The organism is Persicimonas caeni, assembly GCF_006517175.1.
In the GTDB taxonomy this organism is placed as follows: domain Bacteria; phylum Myxococcota_A; class Bradymonadia; order Bradymonadales; family Bradymonadaceae; genus Persicimonas; species Persicimonas caeni.
On sequence record NZ_CP041186.1, the window covers coordinates 2,867,929 to 2,885,072 of the forward strand.

Annotated in this window: 17 protein-coding genes and 1 pseudogene; 10 read left to right on the forward strand and 8 right to left on the reverse strand. The window is 65.8% G+C overall.

All coding sequences use genetic code 11. The features are described from left to right. Window positions 1–96 precede the first annotated feature (96 nt). The 4 genes from FIV42_RS10535 to FIV42_RS10550 all read right to left on the reverse strand — a co-directional run bounded on the left by FIV42_RS10535 (window position 97) and on the right by FIV42_RS10550 (window position 2,438). Window positions 97–639 (reverse strand): hypothetical protein, encoded by a 543-nt coding sequence (locus FIV42_RS10535; protein ID WP_141197642.1) that lies wholly within the window; start codon window positions 637–639, stop codon window positions 97–99. 354 nt (window positions 640–993) lie between these two features. Further along, complete coding sequence (locus tag FIV42_RS10540) at window positions 994–1,368, reverse strand: hypothetical protein (RefSeq protein ID WP_141197643.1); 375 nt, start codon at window positions 1,366–1,368, stop codon at window positions 994–996. An 80-nt stretch (window positions 1,369–1,448) separates the two neighbouring features. Beyond that, window positions 1,449–1,865, reverse strand: coding sequence for a hypothetical protein (locus tag FIV42_RS10545; protein ID WP_141197644.1), 417 nt, complete (start codon window positions 1,863–1,865; stop codon window positions 1,449–1,451). Window positions 1,866–1,922: 57 nt separating this feature from the next. Further along, on the reverse strand, window positions 1,923–2,438 hold the full coding sequence (locus FIV42_RS10550; protein WP_141197645.1) for a GNAT family N-acetyltransferase: 516 nt from the start codon (window positions 2,436–2,438) through the stop codon (window positions 1,923–1,925). 355 nt (window positions 2,439–2,793) lie between these two features. On the opposite strand from FIV42_RS10550, the gene FIV42_RS10555 reads away from it, so the two are divergent. From FIV42_RS10555 to FIV42_RS10570, 4 genes are all read left to right on the forward strand, one after another. Further along, window positions 2,794–3,126: a hypothetical protein gene (locus tag FIV42_RS10555; protein ID WP_141197646.1), complete on the forward strand. Its 333-nt coding sequence runs from the start codon at window positions 2,794–2,796 to the stop codon at window positions 3,124–3,126. Between the two features lie 127 nt (window positions 3,127–3,253). Next, window positions 3,254–3,922 carry a hypothetical protein gene (locus FIV42_RS10560; protein ID WP_168210545.1) on the forward strand — a complete coding sequence of 223 codons (669 nt, stop codon included), beginning with the start codon at window positions 3,254–3,256 and terminating at the stop codon, window positions 3,920–3,922. 263 nt (window positions 3,923–4,185) lie between these two features. Next, entirely contained in the window at window positions 4,186–4,971 is a 786-nt protein-coding gene (locus FIV42_RS10565; RefSeq protein WP_141197648.1) for a hypothetical protein, read from the forward strand. A gap of 230 nt (window positions 4,972–5,201) precedes the next feature. Next, window positions 5,202–7,070, forward strand: coding sequence for a putative metal-binding motif-containing protein (locus FIV42_RS10570; protein ID WP_187027622.1), 1,869 nt, complete (start codon window positions 5,202–5,204; stop codon window positions 7,068–7,070). 102 nt (window positions 7,071–7,172) lie between these two features. On the opposite strand, the gene FIV42_RS10575 is transcribed toward FIV42_RS10570, so the two are convergent. The 4 genes and pseudogenes from FIV42_RS10575 to FIV42_RS10585 form a co-directional block, all read right to left on the reverse strand. Then, on the reverse strand, window positions 7,173–8,846 hold the full coding sequence (locus tag FIV42_RS10575) for a hypothetical protein (RefSeq protein WP_168210546.1): 1,674 nt from the start codon (window positions 8,844–8,846) through the stop codon (window positions 7,173–7,175). Between the two features lie 124 nt (window positions 8,847–8,970). Further along, on the reverse strand, window positions 8,971–9,123 hold the full coding sequence (locus tag FIV42_RS30895; RefSeq protein WP_246099088.1) for a hypothetical protein: 153 nt from the start codon (window positions 9,121–9,123) through the stop codon (window positions 8,971–8,973). A gap of 28 nt (window positions 9,124–9,151) precedes the next feature. Next, a pseudogene (locus FIV42_RS31415) lies at window positions 9,152–9,331 on the reverse strand (NAD(P)-binding protein); the annotation flags it as partial. A 76-nt stretch (window positions 9,332–9,407) separates the two neighbouring features. Next, window positions 9,408–10,631: a DUF4145 domain-containing protein gene (locus tag FIV42_RS10585; protein ID WP_141197652.1), complete on the reverse strand. Its 1,224-nt coding sequence runs from the start codon at window positions 10,629–10,631 to the stop codon at window positions 9,408–9,410. Window positions 10,632–10,780: 149 nt separating this feature from the next. On the opposite strand from FIV42_RS10585, the gene FIV42_RS10590 reads away from it, so the two are divergent. The 6 genes from FIV42_RS10590 to FIV42_RS10610 all read left to right on the forward strand — a co-directional run bounded on the left by FIV42_RS10590 (window position 10,781) and on the right by FIV42_RS10610 (window position 17,143). Next, the gene (locus FIV42_RS10590) at window positions 10,781–11,305 is read left to right on the forward strand and encodes a cupin domain-containing protein (protein ID WP_141197653.1); all 525 of its coding nucleotides are present in this window, start codon (window positions 10,781–10,783) and stop codon (window positions 11,303–11,305) included. 55 nt (window positions 11,306–11,360) lie between these two features. Beyond that, on the forward strand, window positions 11,361–12,674 hold the full coding sequence (locus tag FIV42_RS10595) for a diguanylate cyclase (RefSeq protein ID WP_141197654.1): 1,314 nt from the start codon (window positions 11,361–11,363) through the stop codon (window positions 12,672–12,674). An 84-nt stretch (window positions 12,675–12,758) separates the two neighbouring features. After that, window positions 12,759–14,087, forward strand: coding sequence for a serine/threonine protein kinase (locus FIV42_RS10600; RefSeq protein WP_168210547.1), 1,329 nt, complete (start codon window positions 12,759–12,761; stop codon window positions 14,085–14,087). Next, window positions 14,087–15,451, forward strand: a complete 1,365-nt coding sequence (locus FIV42_RS10605) for a serine/threonine protein kinase (protein ID WP_141197656.1) — start codon at window positions 14,087–14,089, stop codon at window positions 15,449–15,451. Before FIV42_RS10600 ends, FIV42_RS10605 begins: the two co-directional genes overlap by 1 nt. Next, window positions 15,448–16,089, forward strand: coding sequence for a hypothetical protein (locus FIV42_RS30110; RefSeq protein WP_168210548.1), 642 nt, complete (start codon window positions 15,448–15,450; stop codon window positions 16,087–16,089). Before FIV42_RS10605 ends, FIV42_RS30110 begins: the two co-directional genes overlap by 4 nt. Then, window positions 16,055–17,143 (forward strand): vacuolar protein sorting-associated family 26 protein, encoded by a 1,089-nt coding sequence (locus tag FIV42_RS10610; RefSeq protein WP_168210549.1) that lies wholly within the window; start codon window positions 16,055–16,057, stop codon window positions 17,141–17,143. Before FIV42_RS30110 ends, FIV42_RS10610 begins: the two co-directional genes overlap by 35 nt. Window position 17,144 lies beyond the last annotated feature (1 nt).

The following is a 17,144-nucleotide window of genomic DNA, read 5'->3' on the forward strand; positions in this document are numbered from 1 at the left end:
GCTACGCGTGAGTCTCTGGGGCCCCGGCAGCCATACTTGCAATCTTAGTACTTCAAGCCGCCAAGCTGGCGGCACATCATCGACGGCTCTCCTACCTCATCTCCTCCACCACCCACGCCTCATTGTTCTCAGCCTCGCAACGAGCACATCCAACACATGCTGTGTGTCGCTCAACCGGTCGACGTTCGGGAAATACCGCGCCAGCAGCCACAGATCCTCAGCAGCAAATGAGCCCACACGACCTCTTGGCACACCGCTGCAGCTCTCTGTCGTGGTCGGTGCAAGGTAGGTGAAGGTGTCGTCTTCGCTAGCTTTTTGCAGCTTGCCCAGACAGTGGCCGGCGATGCGGTCGTCGACATCGAACCAAATTGGTGGGCATGGAGGCTCGGAGCACTCGCCAATATCGGCGAGCGCCTGAGTTTCCTCGTAGCGCATCCACGAGACGTCGCGGCTATCGGTGGCGGTGCCGATATCCGGGCCAAGGTTCTCGGAGTTCTGTTCTTGCAGCCCAAATGCGCCAAGCGCATCGGCTGGTAGTTCCGCAGTATCGAAAGTACAGGTCTTGATTCTCGGTGCTTGGTCTCCAAGACCGGAGACTCGCCCGAGTTCGAATTGCAGGAGATGTCGGACATCAGGCACTGCTCACCTACGACCAAGTACTCGACCACGCGCAATCTGTGTGACCGACGTGGTGCGGCGCTTCCCCGTTAGATGTTCGGAAGCGTGTGGGTAGTAGCGTACGACGATGAGGGTGGGGGTGCAACCTGCTTGGATTAGTTTTCGGTAATCGGATTATCTCCCCCCGCTACGGGCAACTCTCGGCGCCCGTTGGCCGCCTCGCTAACTCTTAGCTACAAGCTCCTTTCCACCCACAAGGGGCTCCCAGTTCGTCGGCCCTGCTCAATTGACCGCCTCGGGCGGATGTGCATCTCCCTCCGAGCGGTGTGAGACGGCGTTTCCTGCAACCAGGCACACCCCACGCGGGCAGCCGACCTACATCGCCATCAACGACCCAGCGGCCTTCGCCGCCAGGGGGGCTAGCGCCGCGAGGGCGCTGCCGGCGGCGACCCATTTCACCCATGGCATCTGTTGCAGAGGGGCGCGCTCGTCCTCGTCGAGCTTGGTCGGCAAGGAGAGGGTGCGCATGGCGAGGATCGCTGCGGCGATGCTCAGCACGGCGAAGGGGTTGAAGAACCAGGATACTGCGGCGCACACGGCGCTGTAGAGAGCGCCGTTGCGGTAGGTCTGCTCGAGGTCGGCGCTCGCCGGTCGCGCGGCGGCGCATTCGGGGCACAGCCAGCCGATCATGCTCGTCGAGGCGTCTTCCTCGGCGAGTTCGGTGCCGCAGTTGTTGCAGGTGACAAGCATCGTGGACTCACTTTTGGGGATATAAGGGTACGACGACGGGGGAGGAGCGAGCAACATGACTGGGATCGTCTTCGCCGCCCTCACCCCCACCACCCATACCACTCCTTGGACAAAACACGCCCCTCGTCGAAGTTGACCGCGCAGGTGTATCGCTCGAGGTGGGCGCCCAGTTGGGTGTACGACACCTCTCCTTGCTGCGGCACGACGGGGCTCATGGCGGGGCACTCGGAGAAGCACTTCGACGCGCCTTGGTCGTCGTGGATGCACCACGTGGGGAATCGGGGTCGTTCGTCTTCGGAGAAGCTGCAGGAGTGCTCGACAAAAAGCTGCACCGTCGCGTGCGCGGCGTCGCCCTCGTCTACCTGCTCACACAGCTCGGCGGTCTTCCATCGGGCGGAGAGGTGGCCGATGGTGGCGGTGACGACGATGTACGTCATCGGGAGGAAGATGAGCAGCGCGACGGCGGCGAGCATCCCCTGGAGAGCCTTTTGTAGCATAGCGTTGACCTCTGTCTGCCCGCGGCTCCGTGGCGCCGTCGACGACGGGGACGAGCATCACGACTCGGACAGCGTGGGAGCAGACTGGCGTTCGGCGAGGAGTCGCCGGGCGCGGTCGATGTCCATGCTCAGCTCCTGATTCCAGCCGGTGGGGTTGTCGCCCTCGGCGAAGCCCAGGCGCAGGTACAGTTGGTAGACCGATTCGTTGGCCGGCTGCACGGAGATGTCGACGCGGGTGCAGTCGGCTTCGGTGGCCCGTTCGACCGCGCGGCCAAACAGGCGGGTGCCCACGCCTCGGCGTTGCCAGGCGGGGCGCATGGCGGCGCCGTTGACGATGAGGGTGGGCGGGCGCAGTTGGAATTGGAGGTAGCCCACGACTTGGTCTTCGTCGTCGTCGACGGCGACGAGGATCGTCGAGGCGTCCAGCGTCGAGCGCAGAAAGTCGACGTTGAAGAGGTCGGCGTCGCCGCCGGATTCGACGACGAAGTCGCGCAGCGTGTGTCGGGCGATCTCGGCGACCGCCGCTAAATCGGCGTCGTCGACCGGGCGAATGACAAGGTTGGTTTCGCTCATGATGTTCTCCTCGATGATTTGCACCAGTCCACCACGACCTACGGATGAAGACAATGCCCGTTCGTCTCCTTTAGGCGCCTCGCCTCATCCAACGCGGCTTGTTTAAGTAACTACACGAAGATTCTGTCGGTCATCTCGGCGGCTCTCGACGCCAATCACTGCGTCGCCATCCCTCGACGATGCCGCTGGCATCGCCTGCGGGCTGTCTCCTTGTGCTTGCCGCCGATTGCTCGCCGAGCTTTCCCGCACAATCTCCGTGCAGTTACTTAGCTCGGCTCGGACGGCTGGGAAGCGCTCGCCGATTGCGCTAATCTAGGACAAACGCCCGTTGGGTTTCCCTAAATGCAGGTCTCTTGTGAAGAAACTTCTGTTGGCTCTGACGATGTCGCTCTTTTTGGTCTCCTGCGGTGACGACGACTCCGCCGGCGTGGCGAACGCGTGTGAGCGCGACGCCCACTGCGAGACGGGCATGTGCTACACCCGCACGGACCCGGGCTACTGCACCGCGCCGTGCAGCCGGGAGGGCTGGACCGACGAGTGCCCGGCGTACACGGCGTGCAAGAAGATCCACGGCGGCCAACTGCGTTGCCTGCTCACCTGCCGCGACGACCGCGACTGCCCGAGCAACTCCGAGTGCACCGACGCCCCCCGCACCGACGGGGCGAGGGTGTGTGAGCCGGACGATTGAGCCCCGCAGGCTCTGTAGGCCCGCGCGTGGGGGCGGATGGGCGCAAGGGACTTGTAAGACGTCACATTCAGCACTATTCACACAGGCAGTGCCAACGCAGGACGGGAAACTCCACCGAAGGTCGCCCTTGACGCCCCAGCAATCCGACAATTTGAGTACCCTCGCGCGCCTCTTTCCGCAGTTGGAGCGCGAGGTGAAAGCCTACGACGAGGAGACGGGCGACGCGCCGGCCTACGCCTATACCGAGCGCAGCCCCGACAGCGTGACCGCGGGGGAGTTCCTGCGCGAAATCACCCACGTGATTGTGGCCGCCAGCCTCTCCTCGGCGGCGGTGCAAAGCATCGAGGCGGCCATCGCCCCCTACCTGGACTACGCCCAACCCCGCCTCACTGCCCAGGAGCGCGCCCAGCGCGAGGCCGCCGTGTTGGAGCGGTTCGGACACCGGGCCAAGGTCGCCGGCATCTTCGACGCCTTCGACTACGTCGCCCAACACGGCATCGACGGGGTGATCGACGAGCTTCGCGAGAAGGGGCCCAAGTCTCTGCAGCGCTTCAAGGGGATCGGCCCGACCAGCTGCCGCCACCTCGCCAAGAACCTCGGCTACCGCACCTCCATGCACGACCGCCACATCGAGCGGCTCGCCCAGGCCGCCGGCTTCGACAACGCCGGCCAGCTCCCCTGGGCGGTGCTGACCTCCCGGCTCGACGCCGAGTCGGTCAGCTGGGTCGAGTACGTCTTCTGGAGATACGTCACCGCGTTGGACGGCGAGGCGGAGTTGCACGGCGCGCTCGCATGAGGCGACATTCCTCCCTAGCGCGCAGGGCTGCGATCGCGTTAAGGCAAACACGGAGGACTTTCGTCTTTCGGTGCGAGTGCTTCCAGCTCTCGCCGACGAGGGCAAGATGCCCCCGCACCGAACAAATCGCGCGCTTTCGGTGCGAGTGCTTCCAGCTCTCGCCGACGAGGGCAAGATGCCCCCGCACCGAACCGACCTGCCATGCTGTCCGTTGTCGCCCTGCCCGTCTTCATTTGAGTAAATGCCTAAAGGGGGAACCCGAGATGCCAAAACGAATCACTGCTCCGGCTCAAACCGCGGTCGCTGCTGCCGCGTGTCTGCTCGTGTTGTCTGCGGGAGCGAGCCCGGCGGCGGCCCAAGAGCCCGACGAACGGATGAGCCAGCGCGCGGCGGATTACCTGCTGCACGACCAGCACTTGCCCGACGAGACCGTCCAGCTTCGGATCGCGCTCGGTCCGCGCTTCGACGACGCGGTCGACTACCGCGAGCTCGGCGCCGAAGCCTACCTGTTCCGGTGGGGCGTGACCGACCGCATCAACTGGGGCTTTCCCCTGTACGGCTCGTTTGTGGTCGACGAGTCGGCCTCGGGGCGCGTCTTGCTCAATGGCGGCCTGGGTGGGTTTGGGTTCGACTCGCAGGAGAACTTCTGGACCGACTTCTCGCTCGGCGGGGCCTACCAACACCTCGCCGCGCCAGACACCGTCTGGACCTTCAGCCTCGTGGGCATCGAGAGACGCAACTGGACCACCGACGAAGGCGGGCTGACCCTGTTCGCCGCGGCCAACCGGACGGTCGCCTTCGGGGAGCGTTGGTCGTTTGGGTTCGGTGTGGGGGCGAGCTACTTCTCGCGCACCAACAGGCTGCTCGACGCCGCCGAGGACGAGGCGTCGGTGGTGATCGGCGCGGTCGGCAGCAACAACCGCCCGCTCGTGCAGTTTCGGGTGTGGGGCGGGCTGCACGCGTACGTGGCGTCGCGGTTGCGGGTCTTCTTTAGCGACGGGGTCTATCCGGTCCACGAGCATCTGGGTGGGTTCAACTGGTTCTTCTGAGGCGCCCGCCGAGGTCAACGCGCGCGGCGCCGGCCGAGGACTCCACCGACGACACTCCGAGTTTGCCGCTGTCTAGCATAGAAGCTTGACGCCCCCTTCGAATCCCTTAGCATGGCCGCCTGACCCCAACACATAAATGGGGGGGCCAACGAGATTTCCAGAGCACTGACACGATAAGTTCAGTGTCGTGGCCCATGTTGTTATGTGGTTCTTTACAGGAGTGTGAACGGATGAGTTTGAAGTTTTTGAGAAGACGCTCGCTCGCTGCGGTGTTGTTGGCAGCTGCGCTCGTATTCGCCGGATGTGGCGATGACGAGCCGGGCAACGGCAACAACAGCAACAACCAGGCCGACGCTGGCACCGAGGACGCCGGCACCGAGGACGCCGGCACCGAGGACACCGGCAACGAAGATACCGGCAACGAGGATACCGGCGGCGGCGATACGTGTACTGAAACCGAAGGTGGCGTCGAGATTTGCGACGGCATCGACAACGACTGCGACGGTGAAGTCGACGAAGACGCCACCGACACCACCACCTACTACACCGACCAAGATGACGACGGCTATGGCGACGACGCCACGGCCGTCGAGGCGTGTGAGCAGCCGGCCGACACGATCACGACCGGCGGCGATTGCGATGACAGCGACGCGGCGATCAACCCGGACGCCGACGAGGTGTGCGACGGCGTCGACAACGACTGTGACGGAGACGTCGACAGCGCCAACGTCGTCGCCCAAGACTGCGCCACCCAAGAAGGTGTGTGCAGCGGCGCGCAGACCTCGACCTGCGACAACGGCAGCTATGCCACCTGTGGCGCCAGCGAATTCGGCCCCGACTATGTCGGCTCGGCCGATGAGAGTTGGATGTGCGACGGGCTGGACAACAACTGTGACGGCACCGCCGACGAAGTTTGCTGCGGTGCGGCCGGCAATAACTCCGAGCCTACAGCCACCACGTTGGGCGACGGCTCCGACTACATCTACTCGGGCGCCTTCGGCCCGGCCCGTCCCACGGTGATCGAGCCGGCCAACGGCGCTCCGGCCGATGCCGCCGCTCTGGTGGTCTGGGAGGAGAGCCAGACGTCCATCGCCGCCCAGCACATCGACGACATGGGCAGCCCGGTGGGAAGCAAGTATACCAAGTCGGTCAACAATGCGACCGCTTCGACGGTCGTGGCCACCGCGCAAGGTTACGACCTCATCTGGGGTGAGACGAGCGACACCAGCGGCAACGACAAGGTCGTCGAGATCTATGTCCAGCCGCTGACCGCGACGCTGTCGAACAGCGGGTCGAGCTCGATGCTGTTCGAGGAGACCGAAGTCGGCAAAGAGCTGACCACACTGAGCGCCGCCTACCACGACCGCGGCGTCATCGTGGGCACCACGTCAATCACCCTGGGGCCGATCGTCGGCGGGTTGATCTATCGCATCGACGACCGCGCCAACTCCACCCAGACCCTCGACTTGGGCACCGGCGGCCTGTTTGGGCGGATCTACATGCGCTCTGTGGCGACCGACTCCGGCCTGCTGCTGACCTGGTTCACCGACGGGGGCACCGGCAACGATCCGAAGTTGCGCGGCAAGCACTACTCGTCGACCGGCGTGGCCAGCGGCTCGTTCGAGGTCACTTTTGCCGACCAGGACACCGGCCAGTACGACCTGTTCCAGACGGACAGCAACGAAGTCACGGTGGTCTTCCCCGAAGCGCGCGGAAGCAACAACGCGCTGGTGGCTGCACCTGTGGACTTCTCGAGCGGCACCGCCGGCACAAAGGTCGACCTGACCAGCTCGTCGGCCAACCACCTGTCGCCGGCGGTCGACGGCCGCGACACCGATGGTGACGGCTACGCCGACGCCATGACGGTCGTGTGGGTCATCGAGAGCACCACCGGAACCACGCTGGTCGGCTCGTCGTTCGACGCCAACAACCTTGGCACGATGGGCAGCAACTCGATCATCGCCCCGAACGCGACCAACCTCGACAACTCGAGCATCATCGTCACCGACCGCGGCGCCGTGGCTGCCTGGCAGACACGCACCACCGACGAGGTCAAGACGGCCCCGATGAGCTACCAGGGCCCGGGCATCTGCCCGTGATCCGACTCATCTGAAACGACAAAGCCCCCGCGGCCGCCTGGCGGTCGCGGGGGCTTTTTTGTGCCGGCGAGCCGCGGGGGACGCGGCTCTTAGCGGTGAGGCTCAACGGTAATACGACCAGGGCACGGTGATCGTGTAGGCCTGTCCGGTGTAGGTGATCGTCTGGGCGCCGGCGTCGCTCGTGGCGCTGTGGATGTAGCGCGCGCCGCTGAACTCCTGCTGCTTGAAGACGTTGCCGGCGGCGTCGAAGCCGACGACGTTGGTGGCCAGGCGGTTGTCGGTGTAGCTCAGGGGCCAGAAGTCGGCGCTGCCGCACTCGACGACCGGGCAGCCGTTGTTGCCGCAGACGGTTCTGAGGCCGCTGGGGAGCGACGGGATGGTCGAGGGCGACTTCATCGTGATGGTGGGCGTGCAGACCTCACAGGCGCTCGAGGCGCAGTCCTGATTCTGGCTGCAGGCGTTGCCGCAGCTGCCGCAGTTCTCGCGGTCGCTCGTCACGTCGGCGCAGTAGTCGGTGGCGGTGACCTGGTCGGTGCAGGTGGTCAGGCCCGAGCCGCAGTTGACCTCGCAGCTTCCGGCCACGCAGACCTCGCCCGAGGCGCAGGCGTTGCTGCAGGAGCCGCAGTTGCTCGGGTCGTTGTCCAGGTCGGCGCAGTAGTCGTTGCACACGGTCAGCCCGCCGCCGCAGGTCGTCTCGCAGCTTCCGGCCACGCAGGCTTCGCCCAGGCCGCAGGCGTTGCCGCAGGCGCCGCAGTTCTCGTTGTCGGTCTGGAAATTCGCGCAGTAGGGGTCGCCGTTGGCGTCGGTGCACAGGTCCTGGCTGGTCTGGCAGGTCGTCTCGCAGACGCCGGCCGAGCAGACTTCGCCCTGGGTGCAGGCGTTGCCGCAGGCGCCGCAGTTGTCGTTGTCGGTCTGGAAGTTCGCGCAGTAGGGGTCGCCGTTGGCGTCGGTGCACAGGTCCTGGTTGGGCTGGCAGGTGGTGCCGCAGCTTCCGGCCGAGCAGACCTGGCCCTGGGCGCACTCGACGCCGCAGTCGCCGCAGTTGGTGTTGTCGGTCTGGAAGTTCGCGCAGTAGGCGTCGCCGTTGGCGTCGGTGCACAGGTCCTGGTCGGGCTGGCAGGTCGTCTCGCAGCTTCCGGCCGCGCAGACCTCGCCCTCGGCGCAGACGTTGCCACAGGCGCCGCAGTTGGCGTTGTCGGTCTGGAAGTTGGCGCAGTAGTCGTCGCCGTTGTCATCGCTGCACAGGTCCTGGCCCGGCTGGCAGGTCGCCGCGCAGGTGCCGGCGGCGCAGACTTCGCCGTCGGCGCAGACGTTTCCGCACCCGCCGCAGTTGGCGTTGTCGCTGTCGAAGTTCGCGCAGTAGGCGTCGCCGTTGGCGTCGGTGCACAGGTCCTGGCCCGGCTGGCAGGTCGCCGCGCAGGCGCCGTCGGAGCAGACTTCACCGTCGGCGCAGACGTTTCCGCACCCGCCGCAGTTGGCGTTGTCGGTGTCGAAGTTCGCGCAGTAGGCCGTGCCGGCATCACCGCCGGCCGCGCAGACCTCTTGACTGCCCGGGCAGGTCACCTCGCAGACGCCTTCGACGCAGACCTCGCCGCCGGCGCAGCTTACGCCGCAGGCGCCGCAGTTGGCCTCGTCGGCCTGCAGGTCGGCGCACACGCCGTCGCAGTCGGTCTCCTCGGCCGCGCAGGTCAGCGCGTCGTTATTGGCCGCGTCGTCGTCCGAACACGCCGAGAGCATCAGGCCCATACAGACCATCAGCAATACAGCAAATTTCATGGCGTACTTACTCACAACTCCTCCCGAAAAGATCCAATGATACGAAATAGCTACTTCGAAAATGCGAGCGAATTGGCTCATATAAGCGACACGAGGTCAAGGTACTAATGAGTAGTACGGGTGATTAAGTAGTCCGGGTGGTGGGTGGTAGGTCTAGATATGCGACAACTTCGCCGTCGCCGCCGTCCGAGACCAAGCGCACGTCGTCGCGAAATAGCGTCTCGAGGCGAGCGGTGTCGCGCACCGAAAAGCCGTAGACGTCCCGTAGAAGAAGCACGCTTCGCTGGCTTGGCGCCTCCAAGCTGCAAGCTTCGAGCGCGTCCGCCAGGTTGGGCGCTCGCCTCGAAGAGAACGAGTTCGGTAGGTTGACCGGGTCGTTGACGGTCGAGGAGGTGGTTGGCGGTGAGCAGCCCGGCGAGGCCGCCGACGATGGCGACGCGGTGGGCGTTTGGGTTGCGGTCGGTCTCCGCTTGTTCGGTCTTCATAGAACCTCTTGCGAGGGTCGAGACATCGATACTCACAGGGGACACGAACGAGGCCGCCAAAAGGTTACAAAAAATTTCAATGAGCCGTGCTAATCTCGCGTAATCTCTCCGGCTCGAACCACCTGTCGAGCGCTCTCACATCACCCATTGGGTGACGCAGGTCCTGAAAGAGCACTCCGCCGCCGGCGTCCGAGCGGGCGATATACTCGCGGCCGTTGGACGCGAACACGAACGGCACCTCGTAATCGAGGCCATCGATCACCCACGGGCTTCCGGCTGGCGGGACATAATCGGCCAAGTCCCAGGCGCGGCTGTGGAGTTTGGCCTCCTCGAGGCCGTCTTCGACGGGGCCGTCCCAGCGCTCGGCTTCGATGATGGCCAGCGGGGTGAGACCGTCGAAAAGGACGTAGTCGGCCAATCCCGCGGCGGTGGGAACGTCGGCGATGGCCAGCGCCCTGCCCGGCTCGGGGCGAGCGCCGTGTTGCCAATGGAGCACCTCGTGGTCGGCGCCCCAGCCCTGGATGCGCAGCTGGGCGTCGATGAGCGCGCGGGTCTCGCGGTCGTCGAGCTCGACCTGCTCGCCCGCACGGCGCATGCGCTCGGCCTGCGCGCTTCGCTCGGCGGGGCCGGCGGCGTCGGCGCGGGCGCGAAGCTCGGCCAGCCGAGTCTCGTACTCGATGGCGAACTCGCGAAACACATTTCGCTCCTCGCGCAACCGCTCGAGGAGTTGCTCGGCTTCGGCGTAGCGCTCCTGGGCGCGAGATGCGCGGGCGTTGGCCTCGGCGAGCGCCTTTTCGGCGTCCTCGACCGCCTCTTGCAGGTGGCGGTTTTGGCCCAAGATCTCTTCGCGCTGCGAGGCCAAGTCGGGCGGATCGACGAAGGGTCCCGCCGAGAAGCCCGGGTCGCGGCCGAACGAGCGGTGAAACCAGATGGAGATGCGGCGCACCAGACGCAGGTATTGTTTGGCCACGCCCTGCGAGTCGCCCAGATAGACGTCGCCGTGGACGACGTCGTTGGCGTTCATGCGCACCTCGTGGAACAAGTCGTCGATATTGTCGCGAAACGCGTCCTCGCGCTCGAGGCGGCGCAACAGGTCGTAAAACGAGGTGCTCTCGTCGACGTAGATCCCCAGATAGGCGGCGGTCTCCTTGGCCAAGAGCTCGGCGAGCATGCGCACCTGCATCATGCAGGCGGTGGGGCTGATGCTGGCGAGCTGCTCGGCCTCGCGGCCGATTTCGGCCAGTCGGGGGTCGTGCTCGGCCAGGAAGGCGAAGTTGGATTTGAAGGGCGTGTCGGGCATGGGAGGAGGATATGGGGTGCGGATGAGGTGTGCAAGATGGTGGGTGCCGAGAACGTTCACGGGGTGGGCCGGTTGTGCTTATGGTTGGAGTTGCGAGTGATTCCTCCTTTTTCGCATATTCTCTCGCACATCTTTTCGGAGGCACAGCCATGGAGCATTTCGACACCGACGACGTTCGCACGTATATGCTCGACGATGACGGGCGCATCCCCAACAACCCGACGTTCCCGCTGTTGGTGTATCCGGGGGCGATCCCGACCGGCGACGACCCGGTGGGATTTTGCAAGAGCCGGTTGGGTGACAACGGCTGGGCGGGGACGTGGGTCAACGGGGTCTTCGACTATCACCACTATCACAGCAACACCCACGAGTTCTTGGGAGTCGTGGCAGGTCGCGCGAAGCTCGCGCTGGGTGGGCCCGAGGGGGTCGAGCTCGAGGTCGAGGCGGGCGACGCCGTCGTGTTGCCGGCGGGCACCGGCCACAAGCGCCTCGAGTCGAGCAGCGACTTTCGGGTGGTGGGCGCCTACCCCGGCGGCCAGAGCTACGACATGAACACCGGCGCTCCCGACGAGCGCCCCGAGGTGGTCGACAATATCCGGCGGGTGGGCCCCCCCGACAAAGATCCGCTCTTTGGCGACGCGGGACCGTTGGTCGACATCTGGGGGAGTGTTTAGGCGCAATTAAAAACGCGTGGCCCACCGGCGGCGTTCGCGTTAAGATACCGCGGCAATGAGCGATACAAAGAACAAGCCCGACAAAGAGGGGGGCGAGTGGAGCCGCCAGACCAGCTTGAGCGGGCTGGTCGACGCGCCCGAATCCAGCCCTGGGGTCGAGCCCGAATACCTCGCCAAGCTCAGCCACCGCATGCGCAACGCGATGAACGTCATCGTGGGCTACAGCGAGTTGGTCGCCGAAGTGCTCGTGTCCGAGGAGAGCGGGCTCGAGCGCGAGCTGGGAAAGATCGTCGACTCCGCGCACGACATGGTCGAGTTGGTCGGCGATATCGAAAAGGCGATCGAGACGGCGCGCGCTCGCCAGGAGCGCGCCGATGTGACGCGGCGACTGGCCGAGCGGCTCAATCAGGCGCTGACGCCCGATCAGTTCGTCCACTCGGTGGTCGACAGCCTGGGCGACTTGTTCGCGTGCGACTGGGTCGAGCTGTGGCTCGAAGACCAAGGGACGCTGACCTGCGTGGGGGCATCCCCGCGCCTGCCGGAGCCCTGCGCGCCGGTGCCGTCGGCTGCGCAAAACCGCCTCTTCGCCCCGCTCTTCAGCGGGGAGCGCACGCACGAGGTCTCGGGAGCCGCGGCCGTCGACGCGCTGCGCGAGCTCTACGGCGAGGCCGAGGTCGGCGAGTGGGTCGCCGCGCGGATTGATCACGACGACGAGCTGTTGGGGGCGCTTGTGCTACGCGCCGAAGACGCCGTGCGTCTGGGCGAGCAAAAGCTGCGCTCGCTCGAGCCGGTCTGCGCTCAGCTCGGGATCGCGCTGGGCCGAAGCCGGCGCTTCGATCAACTCGTCAACCGGGCGCATCGCGACCCGCTGACCGGTTACCTGAACCGCCGGCGCTTCTTCGAGCTGGCCAGCGCCGGGCTCACCGGGGCGCAGGCGGCCGACGAGACTATCGCGCTGCTGATGCTCGACATCGATCACTTCAAGGATTTCAACGACACCTTCGGCCACCAACTGGGCGACGAGGTCCTCAAGCTGGTCTCGCGCTCGTGCGCCGGGCAGTTGCGCGACACCGACCTGTTCGGCCGCTTCGGCGGCGAAGAGTTCATCGTGCTCGCCCGCCACGTCGACTCGGCCCAAACCGCCCACCTCATCGCCGAGCGCCTGCGAAACGCGGTCGCCTCGCTGGGCATCGCGCAGCAAGACCAACTCCTGTCGGTCACCGTCAGCATCGGCTACGCCCTGTCCGAGCCCGGCGCCGAGCTCGACGAACTCATCGGCCGCGCCGACTCGGCGCTGTACGCCGCCAAACATCAGGGCCGCAACCGCGTGGTGCAATACGCCGACGTCAACGACACCCTCGAGATGTAGAACGATGGATGAGCAGACCTAGAAGGTCGGCCTCCTATGGTGTAAGTTGGCCAAACGAAGATATCCCCCTGCGAAGTACCGACTTTGGCCGCCGACACCGACATTGCCGTCTTTCATGATTCGACCGGCGAGTTGATCGCCGAGCGCTACGAGGTGCTCGACGAGATCGGCCGTGGCGGCCAGGCGCTGACCTTTCTGGCGCGCGACCGGCAGACCGACGAGCGCGTGGTGCTCAAGGAGCTCGACCTGCGACGGGCGGGCGACTGGAAGGCGGTGGAGTTGTTCGAGCGCGAGGGTGAGGTGCTGCGCTCGCTCGCCCACCCCGCGATTCCGCGCTACATCGATGCGTTCCAGGTCGACGGCACCGCCGAAGACACCGATATCATTCGCTTCTTTCTGGCCCAAGAGTTCGTCCCCGGCGAGTCGTTGCGCGAGCGGATCGAAGCCGGGCGACTGCTCGACGAGGAGGAGGCGCGCCGGTTGCTCGTCGAGATATTCGACGTGCTCGATTACCTGCACTCGAAGAGCCCGCCTGTGGTCCACCGGGACATCAAGCCGGCCAATATCATCATGCGTGCGGACGGAGGTATCGCGCTCGTCGACTTCGGCGCGGTCCAAGAGGTCGTCCAGGAGACCGCCGGCGGCGACACGATTGTGGGTACCAGCGGCTTTTTGCCCCCCGAGCAGCTCATGGGCAAGGCGAGCCCGGCGAGTGACCTGTACGCGTTGGGGGCGACGGTGGTGTACGCGATGGGCGGGGTGCACCCCGCCGACATGCCGATGCGCGGGATGCGCCTCGACTATCGCGGGGCGGTGCATTGCTCGGCGAAGCTCGACAAGTTGCTCGAGAAGATGCTCGAGCCGGCCGTCGAAGACCGGCTCAGCGACGTCAGACAGGCCCGCGGGCAGTTGAGCGACGAGACGAGCCTGCCCGCCAAGAGTCGCACGAAGCTCGCCACCGAGCCGGTGACCATCGAGCGCGACGCCGACACGCTCACCGTCACGGTCGCCCCGCGCGTTCCCCAGCACACCCCGTTTTCGATCACCGCGCTGGCCGTGGCGTTGGTGCTCCCCTTTTTGGTCGTCTCCTCGAAGGTGCTCTACTTTGCGGCGGCCGTCCCCATCCTCGCCGCGATGACCTTTTGGGTGGGCGACTTCGGCGTGCTGACCCACGTCATCGAGCTCACCCCACGAACGTTCAGCATGCAGCGCCGCTGGGGGCTGCTGCGCTGGACGGTGCGCGGCCAACTCGACGACCTGCACGGCGCCGACGTCTACACGCCCGAGTCGAGCCCCAAATTCTCGCTGCTCGACGGCACCAAAGAGCGCGTCATCGCCGCGCGCCTCGACGAGGCGAGCTGTCGCAAGATGGGCAAGCATATCGAGATGTACTTGGACGAGTATAACCGCTGATGACGCAGGCTATCGCCGACAAATCGAGCGCCAAGAGCGCGCGCTACGAGCTCCTCGACGACCTGGGCGGCGGGCAGACCGCCACACACCTGGCGCGCGACCGCGACACGGGTGACGAGGTCATTGTCAAGATGCTCGACGTGCGCCAGTCCGACGAGTGGAAGGCGGTCGAGTTGTTCGAGCGCGAGGCCGAGCTGCTCGCAGCCCTCGACCACCCGGCGATTCCGAAGCTGTTGGACGCGTTCGTCGAGCAGGACGAAGCGGGCCATCGCGCGCGGCTCTTCTTGGTCCAGGAGTACGTCGAGGGCACCGACCTCGCCCGGGCGGTCGAAGAGGGCTTTCGAGTCGACGAGGAGCGCGCGAAGCAAATCGCCCGCGAGTTGCTCGAAGTGTCGAGCTACCTGCACGCCCAGGACCCGCCGGTCATCCACCGCGACATCAAGCCGGCCAACATCATCCGGGGCACCAGCGACGACGGCAGCGAACGGCTGCACCTGGTCGACTTCGGCGCGGTGGGCCGGTTCGTGTCGGCCAAGGGCGGCTCGACGGTCATCGGCACAGCTGGGTACGTCCCCACCGAGCAGCTCGCCGGGCGGGCGACGCCCGCCAGCGACCTGTACGCGCTGGGGGCCACGCTGGTGTACTTGCTGTCGAGACGCCCTCCTTCGGAGCTTCCGGTCGAGCGCATGCGCCTGGCGTTTCGCAAGGTGACCAACGTGAGCGAGGAGTTCGCCGAGTTCCTCGACCGGCTACTGGCGCCCGCGCCCGAAGACCGCCCCAAGGACGCCACCCAGGCGCTCGCCGAGCTCGACAGCCTGGGCTCGAAGCTGCCCGTGCGTTGGTCGGGGAGCATCGACAACCAGCCTCGGCGGCTGCGCCCGCCGTCTGGAACCAAGATCACCGTCGACCGGCGCCCCGACCACCTCGAGGTCTACCTACCACACGCCTACGGCCATTACGGGCTATCCCTGATGCTCCCTTTTGGATATCTGGCCGTGGCCGTCGCGTCGAGCGAGGGGCTTTCCGCCCTCGCAGGGATCGCGCTGTTCACTTTGTTGGCGGTGGTGCCCTATGTGGTCTCGCGCTTGATCGACCTTCGCCTGGTGCTCACACCGGAGCGCTTCGAGCGAACCTACGGCTGTTTGGGAATGCGCTTCAAGAAGTCGCTGCCCACCGAGCAGTTCGAGGGATTCGAGTTGGGAAACGTCAGCGCCGTCGGCAGCCAGCGAAGTATGCCCGGCCTGATCGTCAAGAGCAGCGCCAAAGACGACGAGTTGACGATCCCGATGGGCATCTCGAAGGCCGAGCGACGATGGATCGCCAAGTTGTTCGAGCCGGAAGCCCCTGAAGAGCCCGACGAGTGACCCCTTTGCAACTCCCCTTCGCCCACCTGAACCTTCGCCGTAACCCATTCGGCGAGGTCCCCCCCGAGGAGCGCGGCCGCCTGGCGGTGGTCGACGTCGAGCGCTTTGTCCCGAAGCTCGCCGCGCCGGGGTTCGTGGTGGAGTTCGTCGGCGATTGCGGGCGGGGCAAGACGACGCACCTGCGTGCGCTGTGGGATCGGTCCCCCAATGCGCCCTTCGTCAAAGTGCCCGAGAAGGCGCGGGGGTTCGACGTGCCCGACGCGCCGTTGGTCTTTGTCGACGAGGCGCAGTTTCTGGGGCGTTGGCAGCGGCGGCGCACCTTCCGGGGCGAGCGCTCGTTTGCCGTGGGCACCCACGAGAGTTTGGCGAAGGTGTACGAGCGCGCCGGGCTCGACTGGATAATGATCGAGGTGGGCGGTGTCGACGCCGAGCGTGTCCGCCAGATGATCGAGCGGCGTTTGGAGTGGGCGCGGCGTGAACCCGGGCCGCTTCCGCAGGTGACAAATGCGGCGATTGCGGCCATGCTCGAGCGTCACGGCGATGACCTTCGTGCCATCGAGCACCACCTATACGAAGTTTTTCAGAGACTCGAGGAGATCCGCGATGTCGAAGTGCACCATCTTGGTCGAGCTGGATGACCCAACGCGCCAGTACGTCCCGGGCGATTTGGTCAGCGGCGAAGTCCACGTGACCGTCGACAGCGACTGCAAATGCGACGCGCTGATGGTCGAGCTCGCCTGGGAGACCCACGGCCGCGGCAACCACGCCGAAGGGGTCAGCACGCTGGACATCCCGTTTCAGGGCACCTGGAGCGCCGGCGACGAGCACACCTACCCGTTCCGATTCACCGTGCCCAACGGGCCATACACCTACCACGGCCACTACCTGAACGTGGACTGGTACGTGCGCGCCCGAGCCGATATCCCGTGGGCGATCGACCCGAAGGGAAAGGCCGACTTTTTGGTCGGCCCAGGACCGAAGACCGACCCGGCGAGCTATATCAACACCGACGAGTGGCACGATGGGCTCGACACGAAGCAGGCGCCGAGCGCAGCCAACGCCGGCTGCCTGTTCTTCTTCGGCATGGTCTTTGGCGGCTTCGGCGTCTTCATGATGATGATGATCCTCGCTACGGGAGGCGACGCAGGCGCCAGCGTCATGGCCGCGCTAGGGGGCTTGGTCTTTCTCGCCATCGGCGGCTCGATGATGTTCGCCGCGGTGCGCAACCCGTTGGCCCAAAAGAAGCTGGGCACCGTCGAGGTCACGCTGCCCGACGAAGTGCTGCACCCGGGCAACAGCCTGCCGGTGACCGTCACACTGGACGCGGATGCACGCGACGACATCACCATCGCCACCGCCACGCTCATGTGCCGCGAGCGCGTGGTGTCGGGCAGCGGAACCAACAAGAGCACCCACACCGAAGATATCTTGGTCGAGCCGCTCGAGCTCGAGGAGACCGCGGGCGCCCCGGGCGGACGCATGGTCCTGGAGGCGCTCCACCGCCTCCCCCAAGACGCCGCCCCGAGCTTCTACGCCGACGACAACGAGCTCTTGTGGCTCGTCGAGGTCCACGTCGATGTACCCAACTGGCCCGACTACAAGGAGGAGCGCTTCTTCGAGGTGCGGCCGGGGGTGGGGCGTGGGGCTGGCGAGGAGAAGAAGCCTGCGCTGGAGGCGGGCGCGGTTTGGTAGG

Bases quoted from the DNA above. Each gene is read 5' to 3' on its own strand.
- FIV42_RS10550 (WP_141197645.1), bottom strand. From the start codon at position 2,438: ATGAGCGAAACCAACCTTGTCATTCGCCCGGTCGACGACGCCGATTTA.
- FIV42_RS10585 (WP_141197652.1), bottom strand. From the start codon at position 10,631: ATGCCCGACACGCCCTTCAAATCCAACTTCGCCTTCCTGGCCGAGCAC.
- FIV42_RS10595 (WP_141197654.1), top strand. From the start codon at position 11,361: ATGAGCGATACAAAGAACAAGCCCGACAAAGAGGGGGGCGAGTGGAGC.
- FIV42_RS10575 (WP_168210546.1), bottom strand. From the start codon at position 8,846: ATGAAATTTGCTGTATTGCTGATGGTCTGTATGGGCCTGATGCTCTCG.
- FIV42_RS10605 (WP_141197656.1), top strand. From the start codon at position 14,087: ATGACGCAGGCTATCGCCGACAAATCGAGCGCCAAGAGCGCGCGCTAC.
- FIV42_RS10570 (WP_187027622.1), top strand. From the start codon at position 5,202: ATGAGTTTGAAGTTTTTGAGAAGACGCTCGCTCGCTGCGGTGTTGTTG.
- FIV42_RS10565 (WP_141197648.1), top strand. From the start codon at position 4,186: ATGCCAAAACGAATCACTGCTCCGGCTCAAACCGCGGTCGCTGCTGCC.
- FIV42_RS10610 (WP_168210549.1), top strand. From the start codon at position 16,055: ATGTCGAAGTGCACCATCTTGGTCGAGCTGGATGACCCAACGCGCCAG.
- FIV42_RS10545 (WP_141197644.1), bottom strand. From the start codon at position 1,865: ATGCTACAAAAGGCTCTCCAGGGGATGCTCGCCGCCGTCGCGCTGCTC.
- FIV42_RS10540 (WP_141197643.1), bottom strand. From the start codon at position 1,368: ATGCTTGTCACCTGCAACAACTGCGGCACCGAACTCGCCGAGGAAGAC.
- FIV42_RS10590 (WP_141197653.1), top strand. From the start codon at position 10,781: ATGGAGCATTTCGACACCGACGACGTTCGCACGTATATGCTCGACGAT.